General features: G+C 50.0%; 13 protein-coding genes. 2 read left to right on the forward strand and 11 right to left on the reverse strand.

Going from position 1 to position 16,542, the window contains the following annotated elements; genetic code table 11:
• Window positions 1-126 precede the first annotated feature (126 nt).
• Entirely contained in the window at window positions 127-1,146 is a 1,020-nt protein-coding gene (locus tag P6M73_RS09280; protein ID WP_277852776.1) for a hypothetical protein, read from the forward strand.
• A gap of 173 nt (window positions 1,147-1,319) precedes the next feature.
• On the opposite strand, the gene P6M73_RS09285 is transcribed toward P6M73_RS09280, so the two are convergent.
• From P6M73_RS09285 to P6M73_RS09330, 10 genes are all read right to left on the reverse strand, one after another.
• The gene (locus P6M73_RS09285) at window positions 1,320-1,640 is read right to left on the reverse strand and encodes a putative heavy metal-binding protein (protein ID WP_277852777.1); all 321 of its coding nucleotides are present in this window, start codon (window positions 1,638-1,640) and stop codon (window positions 1,320-1,322) included.
• Between the two features lie 299 nt (window positions 1,641-1,939).
• Window positions 1,940-3,370 (reverse strand): adenylosuccinate lyase, encoded by a 1,431-nt coding sequence (gene purB, locus P6M73_RS09290; RefSeq protein ID WP_277852778.1) that lies wholly within the window; start codon window positions 3,368-3,370, stop codon window positions 1,940-1,942.
• An 87-nt stretch (window positions 3,371-3,457) separates the two neighbouring features.
• The gene (locus P6M73_RS09295) at window positions 3,458-3,718 is read right to left on the reverse strand and encodes an HPr family phosphocarrier protein (protein WP_277852779.1); all 261 of its coding nucleotides are present in this window, start codon (window positions 3,716-3,718) and stop codon (window positions 3,458-3,460) included.
• A gap of 102 nt (window positions 3,719-3,820) precedes the next feature.
• Window positions 3,821-4,279, reverse strand: a complete 459-nt coding sequence (locus tag P6M73_RS09300; protein WP_277852780.1) for a PTS sugar transporter subunit IIA — start codon at window positions 4,277-4,279, stop codon at window positions 3,821-3,823.
• 3 nt (window positions 4,280-4,282) lie between these two features.
• Window positions 4,283-5,482, reverse strand: coding sequence for a pyridoxal phosphate-dependent aminotransferase (locus tag P6M73_RS09305; RefSeq protein ID WP_277852781.1), 1,200 nt, complete (start codon window positions 5,480-5,482; stop codon window positions 4,283-4,285).
• Window positions 5,483-5,628: 146 nt separating this feature from the next.
• Window positions 5,629-6,864 (reverse strand): glycosyltransferase family 4 protein, encoded by a 1,236-nt coding sequence (locus P6M73_RS09310; RefSeq protein ID WP_277852782.1) that lies wholly within the window; start codon window positions 6,862-6,864, stop codon window positions 5,629-5,631.
• A 700-nt stretch (window positions 6,865-7,564) separates the two neighbouring features.
• Window positions 7,565-9,124: a ribonuclease Y gene (gene rny, locus P6M73_RS09315; protein ID WP_489666501.1), complete on the reverse strand. Its 1,560-nt coding sequence runs from the start codon at window positions 9,122-9,124 to the stop codon at window positions 7,565-7,567.
• Between the two features lie 222 nt (window positions 9,125-9,346).
• On the reverse strand, window positions 9,347-10,438 hold the full coding sequence (gene recA, locus P6M73_RS09320) for a recombinase RecA (protein WP_277852784.1): 1,092 nt from the start codon (window positions 10,436-10,438) through the stop codon (window positions 9,347-9,349).
• Window positions 10,439-10,563: 125 nt separating this feature from the next.
• A complete protein-coding gene (locus tag P6M73_RS09325; protein ID WP_277852785.1) occupies window positions 10,564-11,640 on the reverse strand; it encodes a tetratricopeptide repeat protein in 1,077 nt (358 codons plus the stop codon).
• Between the two features lie 344 nt (window positions 11,641-11,984).
• Window positions 11,985-13,712: a phospho-sugar mutase gene (locus tag P6M73_RS09330; protein WP_277852786.1), complete on the reverse strand. Its 1,728-nt coding sequence runs from the start codon at window positions 13,710-13,712 to the stop codon at window positions 11,985-11,987.
• 294 nt (window positions 13,713-14,006) lie between these two features.
• On the opposite strand from P6M73_RS09330, the gene P6M73_RS09335 reads away from it, so the two are divergent.
• Window positions 14,007-15,467, forward strand: a complete 1,461-nt coding sequence (locus P6M73_RS09335; RefSeq protein ID WP_277852787.1) for an aminotransferase class I/II-fold pyridoxal phosphate-dependent enzyme — start codon at window positions 14,007-14,009, stop codon at window positions 15,465-15,467.
• 181 nt (window positions 15,468-15,648) lie between these two features.
• Here the strand turns inward: P6M73_RS09335 and P6M73_RS09340 are convergent, their stop codons facing one another.
• Entirely contained in the window at window positions 15,649-16,542 is an 894-nt protein-coding gene (locus P6M73_RS09340; protein ID WP_277852788.1) for a bifunctional enoyl-CoA hydratase/phosphate acetyltransferase, read from the reverse strand.

The following is a 16,542-nucleotide window of genomic DNA, read 5'->3' on the forward strand; positions in this document are numbered from 1 at the left end:
AAAATAAAATGTTGCAGTGGAGGACAATGTTTCTTATAATCAATTTAGAGTGGGGAAATATTGACAAATCCGCCAATGAAATGCCCACCTTTACTAAAGATTTATCAATGTCAGCAAGGAGAACTAATGATGTATATTCCTTCTCTTATCAGCTTTTTGATTTTTGTTGTAATCAGCATTTTTCTGGTACTGTCCTCTTTATTCAACGCCTTAGCGGTAGGATCCTACCTCTTCGCCGCGGTCCTTCTGGTGGTTTTAATCGGACTGATCTCCGGGCATCACCGGGAATACCAGCTGATCCTCGAAGAAGACAAGGAGCGCCTGAAAAAAGCTTCCTTTCAGCTGTTTGACCTCTTTGTCATTCTGTCCACACTGGGAGGTACACTGCTCACCTTTTTCCTGAACAACCATCTTCAGCTCGGCGGCGTCGTGGCTTCGGCCATGGTCGGACTGCTCGGTCCCCTGCTGGCACCCAAACTGCAGCGCGCTATTTTCTGCGGCTCCTTTGCCGGAATGGCCACATCCATGATTTTCACCAACATCTGGTGGGTTGGTCTGGCTGGATTCCTGTCCGGATTGCTGCTGGCCGCTTCGCGTGAGATCTATGATGGATTTGGTGGAAAACTAGGTGCAGCCGGATTCTTCGGAACCATCACGACCGCCCTCCTATCGGACCGGTTTATCTACAACAATCAGCTGGGCGACCTCAATCGCGATTACAATCTGGTATTCTACTTCATTCTGGGCGCCGTTTTCACCTACCACGTCAATAAGATTAACCGGACCGGAACTATTCTGGCTTCCTCCGGCGTTGGATTGATTGCCGGTCTGGTATTGCCCAGACTCTACGGTCCCGTGGGCGCCAGCTATGCAGTCGCTGCCTTTTGCGGATCCTTTGTCGGCATGACGATCCTGGATCGTCTCTCCAATGAGTTTTATCTATATGTGGCATCTCTGTTTGGCGGTGTAATCTTCCTCTATACCCAGATCAACTTTGTCGGTCTGGGCGGAAAACTTGGAACCACTGCCTTCGCTTCCGTTGTTGCCTGGTGGGGACTGCTCTTCCTGTATGATCAGGCCATCGATCCTGGCACAAGCGCCCGGCGCAGACGTCAGAAAAATAAATCACTGAATCCTTCTGCCTGATGGATCTCCTGAATCAGGCCCCTTCCAGGGCGATCACGCGATTTTTACAATCAAATTAGGAATCTGAAATAAGAACAGACCTGAATCACCGATTCAGGTCTGTTCTTATTTTCTTTTGCCCCCTGTAACCGGTACCCTGTAACCGGTAATTCCGGTTAAGGCCATGGATTGAACTATTCGATGAGCACTGCGGTGCCCGAAGCCGTAACCATAAGCATGCCGTTGTTTGCTCCCAGAACCTCATAATCAATGTCTACTCCGACGACCGCATTGGCTCCCAGATCCCTGGCCCGCTCTTCCATTTCGCGAAGAGCATTCACGCGGGCATCAATCAATTCCTGTTCATAGGAACTGGAGCGTCCTCCGAAAATATTAGTCAGACCCGCGGCAAAGTCTTTGACAAAATTTACCCCGACGATCACTTCACCAAATACAATCTGCTTGTACTCGACGATTTTCTTGCCTTCAATGGAAGGAGTCGTACTGACGATCATTTCATCCATCTCCCTGAATACTTTATTTTTTCTTAACGCGTCAGGCCATTTCTGTGCCTTCACCTGATTTCATTGTAAGTCCTAGTTTTTAATAAAATGTGAACTCAAGCCGGCCTTGAGCTTTCGATCCGACCCTATTCAGAATCTGACTGTTTTCCACATGGAAAACGAGTCAGCCTCAAACCGCAGATTTGAGGCTGACTCGCTGATCGGCTTCGACCATGAGCTCCGGCCCATGGAAGCCGATTCTCAGAGTGGATGCTCCGTCAATGGATCCTGATTCAATTTCGTATTGATTCCTATACTCTGATGTCGGTCGCTTCGTCGGTTTCTTCAAACTGTGCCAGAATCGGATCGACTTCCTGCCGGATCATTTCGACCACCTGAGACGGAGCGCGGCCGATGAACTGCGTGGGATCCATGATCTGATCCAGACCGGCCTGATCGAGCCCGAAAGCGGGATCGTTCAGCAGGCGAGTCAGCAGATCGTTGTCCTTGCCTTCTTCCTTGACGACGCGGGCGGCTGCCATAGAATGCTCCCGAATCCGTTCATGAAGTTCCTGCCGGTCTCCGCCCTGCTTGACGGCTGCCATCAGGATATTCTCTGTGGCCATGAAGGGAAGCTCAGACATGATGCGCCGCTGAATCTGCTTCTCGTAGACCACCATACCCTCTGTGATGTTCTGATACAGGCTTAATACGCCATCCAGCGCCAGGAAAGCTTCCGGAACGGATACCCGCTTATTGGCCGAATCATCCAGGGTCCGCTCAAACCACTGGGTGGAGGCCGTGATCGCTGGATTCAGGGAATTAATGATGATATAGCGGGCTAGCGACCCCATGCGTTCTGACCGCATTGGATTGCGTTTGTAGGCCATAGCGGATGATCCGATCTGATTCTTTTCAAAGGGTTCTTCCATTTCTTTCAGATTCTGCAGCAGCCTCAGGTCATTGCTGAACTTATAGGCGCTCTGCGCGACGACTGAGAGTGTATTGAGCAGGATGGAATCCAGTTTCCGGGGGTAGGTCTGTCCGGTCACGGCAAAGGGCTTGAAACCGAATTTTTCGGAAACCTTCTGATCCAGCAGGCGGACTTTTTCCTCGTCTCCGTCAAACAGTGCCATGAAACTGGCCTGAGTTCCCGTTGTGCCTTTCACGCCGCGGAATTTCATGATGGACAGGGCATGCTCAACCTCTTCAAAATCCATGACCAGATCCTGAAGCCAGAGAGAAGCCCGTTTTCCCACGGTTGTCAGTTGGGCCGGCTGGTAATGGGTAAAGCCCAGAGTCGGCAGATCCTTCGTTTCCAAAGCAAAGCGCTTCAGGTTGCGAATGACAGCCACGAGCTTGCGCCGGATCAGCAGCATGGCTTCACGCATGACGATCAGATCCGTGTTGTCTCCAACGTAGCAGCTGGTTGCCCCCAGATGGATGATGCCCCGTGCTTTCTCTGCCTGCAGCCCGAATGCGTGAACATGGCTCATGACATCATGGCGCACTTCCTTTTCACGTGCTTCGGCCGCTTCGTAATTAATATCGTCCAGATGGGCGCGCAAATTTTCCAGCTGTTCCCCAGTGATCGGCAGCCCCAGCTCGGATTCTGCTTCAGCCAGTGCCAGCCAGAGTCTGCGCCATGTTTTAAATTTATATTCCTCGCTGAACAGATAGCTCATCGCATCTCCGGAATATCTCTTCGTCAGGGGACTGTTGTACTGAGTTCGTTTTTCCATGATATCCTCTCCCGCTAAAAAACCCTGTACCAGTTATACAGGGTTTAAAAATTGATTGATTTAGTTATTCTGATCGCAGCAAGCGGTCTATTCTTCCAGATTTTCGATGAGCGAGGCCAGCTCTTCAGCTGCTTTTTCCTCATCTTCACCGCTGGTTACAACCTTGATGATGGATCCTTTTACCACACCAAGTGATAAAACGCCGATCAGGCTTTTCACGTTTGCTTTTTTGCCATTGAATTCAATGCTTACATCTGATTTATAGGTAGATGCCCTTTTCACCAGCAATGTCGCTGGTCTAGCATGTAATCCAGTGGGGTTTTTGACTGTTACTTCTTTTGTAATCACACTTTCACCTCATTCTCACTGGTTAATATAACCTCAGTATACACTAATTGAAAAAAGCATTGCAATGCATTATTCTGCTTTAAGAAATGTTTAATCAAAAGCTTACTTCAAGTGTATTTCCATAAATTTCTGGAATGAATCCGTCACTGAAAAATCGATATTCACATGACTGACTCCGGTCCGATTGGAAATGATGATGGGTGTCGTGATATCAGCATGGTTGGAAACGTAGTCGCGATCCATATAGATCAGCTTATCGCCCAGGGTCACGTGATCGCCAACCCGGACATAGGAGGAGAAACCGCGTCCCCCGAGTTTGTCGGCGTTGATGGCACAGTGAATCAGGATGGTAAGTTCCGGTGTGATCGAGATCCCTACGGTGTTGAAGTTCTCCCCGACCAGGACGACCTCTCCTGAAACAGGAGAGTAAAAAATATCCTCTTCCGGCAGGATGGCGACACCCAGTCCGTCGACGGTTTCGTCCGCCAGGTAATTGTTGACTTCATTCAGTGGGATTAACTCGCCCCGTACAGGCATATAGAGATCCACTTTTCTCGCCATAAATTACTCCTTGTGCAATGCTGCAATGAAATCCCGGACTCTGGTCATTCCCTTCCTGATATTTTCTTTGGACGTTGCATAGGATAAGCGAATAAACCCTTCGATCCCGAAGCCTTCGCCGGGGACAACGGCAACCAGTTGATCTGACAGCAGCTGATCCGAGAAATCCATGGCATTGCTGATGAGTGTTCCCTTATACGTGCGTCCGAACAGTTGATGGACATCCATCATGACATAGAACGCGCCCTCCGGCTTAATGCAGGTTACTTCCGGAATTTCTTCGATGAGGCTGACCAGGAGATCCCGCCGGGCTTCGAACTCATCCTTCATCTCGGCAACAAAGCTCTGATCTCCGGCAATGGCTTCCAGTGAAGCGTACTGTGCAATGGAGCAGGGATTGGAGGTCATGTGGCTCTGAATGGACGACATCTGCTTGACCAGGCCGGTCGGTCCGGCCAGATAGCCAATGCGCCAGCCAGTCATGGCATACGCCTTGCTGACCCCGTTGACGACGATGGTGCGGTCAAAAGCGTCCTGTGACACGGCAGCGATGGATTCATGCTTAATTCCGCCATAGATAAGCTTCTCATAGATTTCATCGCTGATAATGATCAGGTCATGCGCTTTGCATACATCAGCGATGGCCGAAAGTTCTTCCCGGCTGTAGATGGTACCGGACGGATTGTTCGGACTGTTGATGATCAGAATCTTTGACCGCGGAGTGATGTGCTGTTCGATCAGTTCCGGTGTCATTTTATACTGATTGTCCGGAGATCCGTTCAAGTAGACCGGAACACCGCCTGCCAGCTTGACCAGTTCCGGATAGCTGACCCAGTATGGCACGGCCATAAGAACTTCATCGCCATCATCCACCAGCGCCAGCATGGCATTGGCCAGACTCTGCTTAGCTCCGGTTGATACCAGGATCTGAGCGGGCTCATAGACCAGCCCGTTGTCATCACGGAATTTCTTGACGATGGCTTGCTTAAGCTCATTGATGCCCGGAGTCGGAGTGTATTTCGTCTTGCCTTCATACATGGCCTTAATCGCAGCCTGGATGATGTGGTCTGGTGTATTGAAATCCGGTTCTCCCGCGCCAAAGCCGATGACGTCCTTGCCTTCTTGTTTCAACTGGCCGGCTTTCGCCGTGATCTGCAATGTGACGGATGGGGTAATCTGAGATACCCGTTCTGCATATTTCATGTCTTTTTGAACTCTCCTTCGATTTGTCGATCTGTTGATTTAAATATAACACAGTTCCTGACCGATGGGCCGAATCCCCATGAAACAATCAATTTACTCCAATAATTCCCTTGTACCGACATAACATTTTTAAGATCCACGCAATTTTATTGACCATTTATCAATTCCTCCAGAACCCCTTCCATTCGCTGAGCCAGCCCCCCCCAAGACAGACTTGCCAGGTCAGATTCGCCAGCAGACGAGAGTCCTTCTGCCAAAGCCACAATCGAGTGGGCAATGGACTGAACGAACTGTTCTCTGCCTGACTCGGTGGGTTCATCCAGACGCTTCATCGCTGGCCGGTCGATCAGGCTCACCCGATCTGAAAATGGCTCGAGCCATTGGGCGTAGCCCGGCAAATGGGTCACGGCCACCGCCAGTCCGCAGGCCAGCGCTTCGGGAACGACCAGTGGCATCCCCTCATAATAGGAGGGAAGCACAAAGAGGTGACTGGTCCGGTAAATTCGGGCTATTTCCTCCTGCCGGAGCTGCCCTGTCAGAGTCACCGGATAAGTCTGAGACGCGGCACTCGCTTCAATCTGCGCAGTCTCTAACGGATCTGCCCCCGAACCGATCAGGGTGAGTGTCAGCGGATGGTTCGAATGAACGATGGCACAGGCTGCCAAAAGCTCCGGAACCCCCTTGGCCCGGGACAATTTTCCGGTATAAACAATCCGAAGCGGGGACTCAGGCAGATCAGGCAAGCGGCCGATCCGGTTGAAGATTGAATCATTGTAGCCCGATCCCAGAATTCGGATTCGTTCAGGTAAAACGCCCAGTAAATCCGTGATCACCTCAGCCTGCTCCGTGTGAGTGGATATCACCCGATCCAGCAATTGGACCCCTGCCTGGATCTCCGGATGCCAGGAAGCCGTGTTTTCAAATTGACGCAGCTCAGACCCGTGACAGATCCCGATCAGAGGAAGATCGTCACCTGTGGGCTGCCGCCGGATCCAAGCCGCTGTGCGGGCCGTCAGCAAATACAGATGTTCCAGGATCACCGCATCCGGAGCAAACTCTGCCAAAGCTCTGTCGATCTTCCGAAAAAATTCCCGCACCAGAGAATCTGCATCTTCCTCACTCAGCTTGGAATAGAGCGTACTGCGATAAGGCATGACATCACTCATTCCTGGTACTGGGAACGGCAATGACTGTGACTCAAAGAGGACCGGATCCACTAGGGCTGGATGATCCATCTGCGGCAGTTGGACCGTATCCCCCTGATTCAGTCCGCAAATCAGGTACTGGTCATGTCTTTGCCCCAGTGCAGTCATAATTCCAGTCAGATATACCCCGGAACCGGTAGCAAATGGTTTTTGTGTAATAATATGCAAAATACGCATCACATTCCTCCTCATCGCTTCCATTCAGAAGCAGCCGGCATTCGTTCCCTCCGAGTAGACCATCGGTCGGAAATTCCCGGATTATTTGTGACAGACCTAATATTATCTAAATGCCAGGTGAACTGCCCGGGCAGAGTCAAATTATCCTTTATCCCCTGTGCCTGGCAGTATTATGACACAAACTAGAGTAATATTCTTTTTCCACCTGCCGAGCAAAACTTTTCCAACGGTCGGGAAACTATTAATTTCCGTGAACCGATAATATTCAATTTCATTATAACTGAACAGAAGAATCACTGGCTCAAGTTTCTCCCCACTGTCTGCACAAAGAACTGGAATCTAAATGATGGGATATTTAGACTTTTACGGTTTTTTTACTGAGTCTGTCGAAAACAGTTTTATATCATCAAACACTGTCCTGGTATCGGCGCAGGACGAAAAACGAGTGATTATCATAAGAATAACCAATAGTACAATTGCTGCTTTTTTCATGGCAAGTTCCCTTCCTTCATCAGATCAGTATGCGGGGTCCGATTGAACTTAAAAAAATAGGAGGGCAAAATATTAAATCGTCTGTCATCGACCCCATATATGAAATGAAATCATCAATGGCCGTTCTGTTTCCTACATAATGAACACACTTGACTGTCAGTGTGTTCTGCAGACTAAAAAAAGGACACTTTCGTGTCCTTCCCTTAAACTATTTAGCGTAATCGATCGCTCTCGTCTCACGAATGACGTTGATCTTTATCTGGCCCGGGTAATCCAGTTCCTGTTCTACCCGCTTGACGATATCTTTCGCCATCTGTGTTGCGCCCAGATCATCAACGATTTCCGGTTTGACTACGATTCTGATTTCTCTTCCAGCCTGGATTGCATAAGATTTCTCCACGCCTTCGTATGAATTTGCAATTTCTTCTAATTTTTCAAGTCTTCTGATGTAGGTCTCCAGAGTCTCACGTCTGGCGCCTGGTCTGGCGGCAGAAATCGCGTCTGCTGCCTGGACTAAAACGGCTTCCAGGTTTTCCATTTCCAGATCCCCGTGATGTGCACCGATGGCATTCACCACCGCAGGTGGTTCATGGTACTTCTTGGCTAACTCCGCTCCAATCATGGCATGCGATCCTTCGACTTCATGATCTACGGCTTTTCCAATGTCATGGAGCAGTCCGGCCCGTTTTGCAACGGTGGGATCCAATCCAAGCTCAGTTGCCATGAGACCGCACAGCTTGGACACTTCGATGGAGTGTTTCAGCACGTTCTGGCCATAGCTGGTGCGGAACTTGAGGCGTCCGACCAATTTCTGCAGTTCCGGATGAAGGTTATGGATGCCTGTTTCAAAAGCAGCCTGTTCGCCTTCTTCCTTGATTCCATTTTCAACATCCTTCTTGGACTTTTCTACCATTTCTTCGATGCGGGCGGGATGGATTCGTCCGTCCACAATCAGTTTTTCCAGAGCGTTCTTGGCCACTTCTCTCCGAATCGGATCAAAGCTGGACAGAATGACTGCTTCCGGAGTGTCATCAATAATCAGATCGACACCGGTAAGGGTTTCCAGGGTACGAATGTTGCGTCCTTCGCGGCCGATGATCCGGCCTTTCATTTCATCATTGGGAAGCGATACCACATGAACAGTAGTTTCCGATACATGATCGGAAGCACAGCGCTGAATCGACTGCGTGATGATTTCTCGAGCACGCCGATCGCCTTCTTCTCTGGCTCTGGTCTCAATTTCCTTTACGAGGATGGCGGCTTCATGCTTCGCGCTCTGGCTGATTTCATCCAGCAGCACGCGTTTTGCTTCATCCGAGGTGTAGCCGGATACGCGCTCCAGTTCAGTCTTCCTTAACTGGTGCAGATCATCCGCCTGCTTTTCCTTTTCCTGTATGTCGTTGAGCTTGCGATTTAACGTCTCTTCCTTCTTCTCGATGTTATCGATTTTGCGGTCGAGCGTCTCTTCCTTCTGCATGGTACGTTTTTCCAACCGTGCGATCTCAGAACGGCGTTCTTTGATTTCCCGGTCTAATTCGATTCGAAGCCTGTGATTTTCGTCCTTAGCCTCAAGCAAGGCTTCTTTCTTGAGACTTTCTGCTTTTTCTTTCGCGGCTGAGAGTTCAGACTCGATCTTCAAGTCTGTTTCTTTCAGCTTGCTTTCGGTTTCTTTCAGTTTATTTTTAGAAACGATCCCCGAATAGACGACCGCTCCAAGGGCGACAGCCAATAATACGGCAGTAAGGATGACGTCTCCTCCGATGGCCATAATTGGTGTCACGAATATGCCTTCCATTGTGTATCCTCCAACATTGTATTTTGATTACGATGTGGGAAAACCCGCAATATCAGACTGGCAGTGCTAAATTAGTTCTATTCCATTTTACTAGAATGAATGTTTGAAGTCAATAAACACAGGAAAAGCAACAGGACGTCAGAACCCGCATAATCACTGGTTTTTCTTCCGTCCTGTTGCTTTCAATCGGTTATTTTATTTCACAGTCTTCGCTTTGTCAGCTTTTGCCGGCTTTTCTTCAGGACTCATCTCCGAGCCGGAAGTTTCTCCAGGCAAATCACTTCCCTTCAACAAGGGCAGATTATGCTTTTCCCGGATCTTGTTTTCCAAAACCAGCGCCAGCTCAGGATTCTCTCTGAGGTAATTTTTCGCATTCTCACGACCCTGCCCCAGTCTGGTTTCTCCATAATAGAACCAGGCGCCGGATTTACCAACAATATCTTCTTTGACACCGACATCGATGATATTGCCTTCTCTGGAGATCCCGCCATTGTACATGATGTCGAACTCTGCCTGCCGGAATGGAGGGGCAACCTTGTTTTTGGTCACTTTGATCCGGGTCCGGCTGCCCATGAACTCATCTCCGGTTTTAATCGTATCAGTACGACGCACGTCCAGACGAACGGATGCGTAGAATTTAAGTGCCCGGCCACCCGGCGTTACTTCCGGATTTCCAAACATAATGCCGACCTTCTCTCGCAGCTGGTTGATAAACACCACGCAGCAGCGGCTCTTGCTGATGGATGCCGTCAGTTTGCGCAGGGCCTGGGACATGAGTCTGGCCTGCAGGCCGACGTGGGAATCACCCATTTCTCCTTCAATTTCCGCCCGCGGTACCAGGGCAGCGACGGAGTCTACTACCACAATGTCCACGGCGTTGGAACGTACCAGGGCTTCTGTGATTTCCAGGGCTTGTTCACCGGTATCCGGCTGAGATACGATCAGGTCGTCGATATCAACGCCGATTACTTTGGCGTACTGAGGATCCAGGGCATGCTCCACATCAATGAAGGCAGCAATGCCTCCAAGTTTCTGGGCTTCTGCCACCATGTGCAGAGCAACCGTGGTTTTTCCGGAGGATTCCGGACCATAGACTTCAACGATCCGGCCTCTGGGAATGCCGCCGATTCCCAGCGCAATGTCGAGGTCAAGGCATCCGGTGGGGATGGATTCGACGTTCATCTTCGCGTCATCCCCCAGCTTCATGATGGAACCCTTTCCGAATTGTTTTTCTATTTGGCCCATGGCCGCTTCAATTGCTTTCAGCTTATCTGCGTTTACTGGCATAGTAACTCCTCTCATAAGAACGTTTGTTCTATTTCATTATATGGGATTGATCGGACAAAATCAATCAATTGCCAAAGTAATTATGGCGATGTCACGATTTGATTATACACTTTGATGGGACAGAATCAGACGCCTTCCACGTAAGCCTGACGAATCCTTTGAAGGATTTCATCTTCCGGGGCGATCTCTTCCGCCCGTCGAAACAGTTCCAGCGCCTCCTCGGTCTCCCCCAGATGGAACAGACTGATCATCAGGTTGGTCATCGGCTCCAATTCCCTGGTGGCATCGAATACCGCTTTAAAATAATCCCGGGCTGTGCCAAAGTCTTCCATCAGTGCGTAATTCAGGCCCAATTCATTCAGGACGTCAAAATAGCTGGGATCAAGGCTCTGTGCTTCTTCCAGATAGAAAATGGCCTTTTCATGATTGCCCAGCAATCGATAGCAGACGGCAATGGCAAAGATAAGCCGAGGATTGGTCTGTTCCCGGGGATAAAGCTCCAGCAGTGTTTCCAAACTGCCCCGGGGATCCTCCTGGATATTCCGGTAGGCATCTTCCGCCCGGGTGTTTCGCTCCAGTTCTTCAATTCGAAGCAAAACCGCGCTTGTGGCTTCTCCCCCTTTTTCCAGATAGCTTTTCAGGGCGGTCAGAGCCTGTACTTCATTTCCCCGGGCATTTTCCAGCGAACCTCTGATCAGATAACCATTGGTATTTCCATTGACAATGGCCTCTTCGCAGCATTGCAGAACTTCAGTCATCCACGCCGGATCCGCCAGTGCCAGTTCCTCGCCGGTGGAAAGCAGAATATTCTCCGTTTCTTCATCTCCGCTGACTTCATACAATCCTTTCAGGAGAAGATAACTGTCCATGCGTTTCTCCTGCTCGAAAAGCTGAGCGATTTTCTTTTTCAGAATCTGCTCGGTTCCTTGAAAGCCTTTCAGCATTGCCCGATAATCCGCGGCGTACTTAAAATCCGGATCGATCGCCAGCGCAAACGCCATGCCGATGATAAACTCGGCGACCGGCAACTCCTTGGGGACCTCATTATTCGTAATTTTCTGCACTAAGAACTCCGGATTGACCGGAACATACAATTCATCCGTTTCGTTGATCAGCTGTTTCGCTGAAAAAATTTCAGCGGCCTTGTCCCGGTTAAATTCCAGGAATAAAAGCGAATTCAGCCGTTCTTTCTGCTGTTCCATTCTCCACCTCTTTATTAGCCTCGATCCCTGCTGGATCGGAAAATCTCAATCATTGATAAAACTGGACCGCTTGCGGCCCAGTTTTATCATATCACATTTTATCTCTCGCTCTGCCCCTGGGGCAATGACCGCTGACAAGCACTTCGTTCTCCGGGCAGATTGCGCCAGCTGCTTCTCATAGTCGCCCACTGCAACACATAAAACGAAGAGAGGAAAAAGACTAAATCAGGAACCTAACCGGAGTTCAGCTCACTCAAAGATCAGTCAGCTTTAACTGTCAGTCTGGTCTGTCGCACTGCCTCTTTTGTCGGACCGTCCGATTCGGCGGGCCGGCACATCAGTAATCAGGACCCAAAGGATGCCTGAACCAGTTCCTCTACTCGAGCGGTGAAATCAGTCAGCCGTTGCTGGGCATCTTCAAGCGATGTGCCTCGTACGGCGACATAGGCCTTCATTTTCGGCTCGGTACCGGAGGGCCGAATGACAAACCAGGAGTCATCCGCCAGCATGAACTTGATGACATTGGAGGGCGGCAGCGTCAGTTCTCTGACTGTACCGTCTGCCAGCATTTCTTTTGACGTGAGAAAATCCTGTTTGCTCACGACCTGGATTCCGCCCAGCTCTTTCAAATCAAGCGTGCGGAAATAATCAAGAGATGCCCGAATTTCTTCCGAGCCTTCCTTGCCTTTTCTGGTATAGGACATCAGTCCTTCTCGGAAATAACCGAATTCCTCATAGACATCCATGAGAGCATCGTAGAGCGTCATGCCCTTCGATTTGTAATACAAGGCCATTTCGCATACCATCATAGCGGTTACAACGGCATCCTTGTCACGGGTATAGGTTCCCAGCGAATAGCCAAAGGACTCCTCAAATCCAAAAATGAACTGATGGGATTTCGTTTCAAGGAATTCTTCGATTTTTTCTCCGATATACTTAAATCCGGTCAGGACATCCATCACTTCAACCCCATACTTGGCAGCAATGCGCCGGACGCTTTCCGTGGTGACGATGGTCTTGATCACCACTCCGTGGTCGGGCAGCCGGCCTTCTTCGCTCAATGCTTTCAGCATGTAGCTGGTGATCAGCATGCCGGTCTGATTGCCGGACAGGACCCGTGTGTTGCCATCCTTTTCGATAACCACTACGCCAAGCCGGTCCGCATCCGGATCCGTACCGAATATGAGATCCGCATTAATGGTTTCATTCATCTTCAAGGCCAGCTCAAAGACCGCCGGGTTTTCCGGATTCGGATACGGCGCCGTGGGAAAGCGGCCGTTGGGCAGCTCCTGTTCCGGCACGACATGGACCTGGGAGTAGCCCAGCTCAGACAGAATTGTCCGCACCGGGACATTGCCCGAACCATGCAGCGGGGTATAAATAACTTTCAGCTCGCCCGCTCGATCCTGAATTAAATCTTTCTTGATGCACAGCGTTTTGATGGATTCATAATACGCCCGGTCTACTTTTTCACCCACGATTTCGATGCTTTGATCCGCCAGAGCCGTGTCGAAGTCTTTGACCTGAATCTCCCCGTAGGAAGATACTCCTTCAATCTCTGCCAGGATTGCGGCAGCTTCTTCATCTGTGACCTGTCCGCCATAGGAGCTGTAGACCTTATATCCGTTATATTCGGCCGGATTATGCGAAGCCGTGATGACAATTCCTGAATCACAGCCCAGGTATCGGATGGCAAAGGACAGCAGCGGCACAGGCCGCAGCGAATCAAACAAATAAACCTTATGACCCTGATGAGCCAGAATCTGCGCCGAGATCCGGGCAAACTCGGTGGATTTGATCCGGGAATCATACCCAATGACAATCCTGGCCTGACCATTCTGTCTGGTTAAATACCGGGCGAGTCCGAGCGTTGCTTTGCCCACAGTATGTTCATTGATCCGGTTAGTTCCGGCTCCGCGTACGCCACGCAGTCCGGCAGTGCCAAATTCCAGTTCCCGGTAGAACCGGTCCTCGATCTCTTTTTCATCGGTAAGAGTACTGAGTTCTTCCCGATATTCCGATCCGATGGCCTCATCGCTGAGCCAGGATTCATATTTTTTCCGATATTCCATGGATATTCCCCCTGTCAAATCATCGATTGGTTGCTTTTCAATTATCTTTCATTCATTATACCTGTTTTTTATCGAACCGCTCCGAAACCAGCTTCCTTTTAAAGAACTTTTTACACCTGCCGCTGAAAAATCGCTTAAAATTAAATCCATTGAATTCAATGGATTTATCAAGTAGAATAAATACGTTCACCCGCAGAACCTGTGCGGCTCTGGCAATCATCGCTTTCTCCGCCTGGGCGGTCTTAAGCGGTGGTATGGCCAACTATTTATAGATTAAAGGAAGGTGGCGACCAGGTGTATAAGCTCAACCAAGATGAGACACCGCTATTTGATGCTCTAATGGAGTATGTTGCCAGGGATACGATTCCCTTTCACGTCCCGGGGCATAAAAAGGGCCAGGGAATCGATGCTGAATTCAAAAAGTTCATAGGGGAAAACCCGTTCAAAATAGACGTTACGGTATTCAAGCTGGTGGATTCGCTGCATCATCCCACCGGTCCCATTAAAGAAGCTCAGGCTCTGGCTGCTGACGCCTATGGTTCGGATGCGACATTCTTTTCGATCCACGGAACATCCGGTGCCATCCAGGCCATGATTATGTCCGTCGTGGGAGCCGGCGATACCATCATCGTCCCCCGCAATGTACATAAGTCAGTCACTGCCGGCATCATTCTTTCCGGTGCCGTGCCCGTCTACATGCAGCCGGAACTGGATAAAAACCTCGGCATTGCCAATGGCGTTCTGCCCGAAACGGTAGAAGAGACCCTGAAGGAAAATCCTCATGCCAAAGCTGTCCTGATCATCAATCCCACCTATTACGGCGTATCCACGGACCTGAAACGGATCGCTGAGATTGTACACAGCTATGACATTCCGCTGATTGTGGATGAAGCCCACGGACCGCACCTTAAGTTCAATGAGAAGCTGCCCATGAGTGCAATGGAAGCGGGAGCAGATCTTTGCTCCCAGTCCACTCATAAGATCATTGGCGCCATGACTCAGGGATCACTCCTTCATGTCCGAACCAAGTATGTTGACATTGCCCGCGTACAGCAGATCATGAACTTGCTGCAGACCACTTCCCCTTCCTATATCCTGATGGCATCGTTGGATACCTCCCGCCGTCAAATTGCTCTGGAGGGCAAGGAACTGCTGGATCAGGCAATCGAACTGGCCGGTTATGTCCGACAGGAAATCAACAAGATTCCCGGCTTTTACTGTTACGGTGAAGAACTTCTCGGTCAGCCCGGTGTCTATGCCATCGATCCCACCAAAATCTGCATCACCTGCCGTGATCTTGGCATCACCGGCTTTGACCTGGATATGATCCTCTCCAACAAGTATCACATCCAGATGGAACTGTCTGACCTGTATAACGTTCTGGCCGTCGGCTCCTTCGGCGATACCCGGGAGAATATGGATAAACTGCTCGACGCGCTGCGCGAGATCTCCAAAGAATACATAAACGAAAATACCCGCAAGGCAGACTTCCTGGATATCCCGCCCATCCCCAAACAGGTCCTGATTCCCAGAGAAGCGTTCAATGGCAACAAGACCTCGGTTCCGCTCAAGGAATCCGTGGGTGAAGTATCCGGAGAATTCCTGATGGCCTATCCGCCGGGAATTCCAATCCTTTGCCCTGGAGAAGTCATCACAGAAGAAATTGTCAACTACGTCGAAGATCTGAAGAAAACCGGACTCTACGTCCAAGGCACGGAAGATCCCAAGGTGGAAAATATCCTTGTCGTGGTTTAACCAGACGAAGGTGGCCAGCAGGTGATTCCATATTCCATAAGCCTGCACTGGTCTAAAACAATGATCAATAACAGAAGATCTGCCGGATTTCCTTAAAATCCGGCAGATCTTCTGTTCATTTTTACAATGTGTTTGATGTTGCGGCGTGTCGGTTTGTCTGGACGGTGGGCTTGGGGAACGTCTACTTGGTATCCTGGCTGACCAGAGCGCCCAGCAGGATGGAATACAGTTTCGCTTCGGCACTGTCGGCCCGGGAAACGAGCAGAACAGGAACCTTGGCACCCATGATGATTCCGGCATTTACCGCATTGGCAAAGTAGCTCAGGGTTTTGCCCATGATATTGCCGGCCTCGATGGTCGGTACCAAGATGATGTCGGCATCGCCGGCAACTTCACCGGTAATCCCCTTATGCGCGGCCGCTTCCTTGGATATTGCATTGTCCAATGCCAGGGGACCCTGAACAACACAGCCGGTCAATTCACCGGCTTTATTCATATCTTCCAATGCTCTGGCATCCACTGTGCAGGGCATTTTCTCATTGACCTTCTCCACTGCGCAGACACAGGCTGCCTTAGGACATTCAATCTCAAGCTTATGAGCAACCTGAACCGCATTCCGGAGAATTTCCACCTTCTGTTCCAGTGTCGGATAGGCGACCATTCCGCCGTCAGTTGTCAGCAGTAGTTTGTGGTAGGTTGGAATATCATAGATCATTACATGAGACAGAACGGGTGAACGACGCAGATCAAATTCTTTATTCAGAACTTCTTTCAGCAATGTTTTGGTTTCTAAAAGCCCTTTCAGAATCATGTCCGCCCTACCCTCATCAGCAGCCTGACAGGCCAGGTGAGCCGACTCCTCCGGAGTCGCGGCTGCCACAACTTCAATCTCTGTCTCTGAACCCAGCAGCTCCCGAATCTTCTGTTCGTCTCCAAACAGGATTGGTCTGACCAATCCCAGCTTTTTCGCTGCTACAACCGCCTCGATCACCGGTTCGTCCTCGGCGGCAGCTACGGCTAAAACCGCCGGGCGGCTCAGCTTGACCTCTTTCATCTGTTCAAATCTTGTAATCAT

The organism is Anaerococcoides asporogena (genome assembly GCF_029590275.1).
Lineage (GTDB): Bacteria > Bacillota > Clostridia > Clostridiales > Clostridiaceae > JG1575.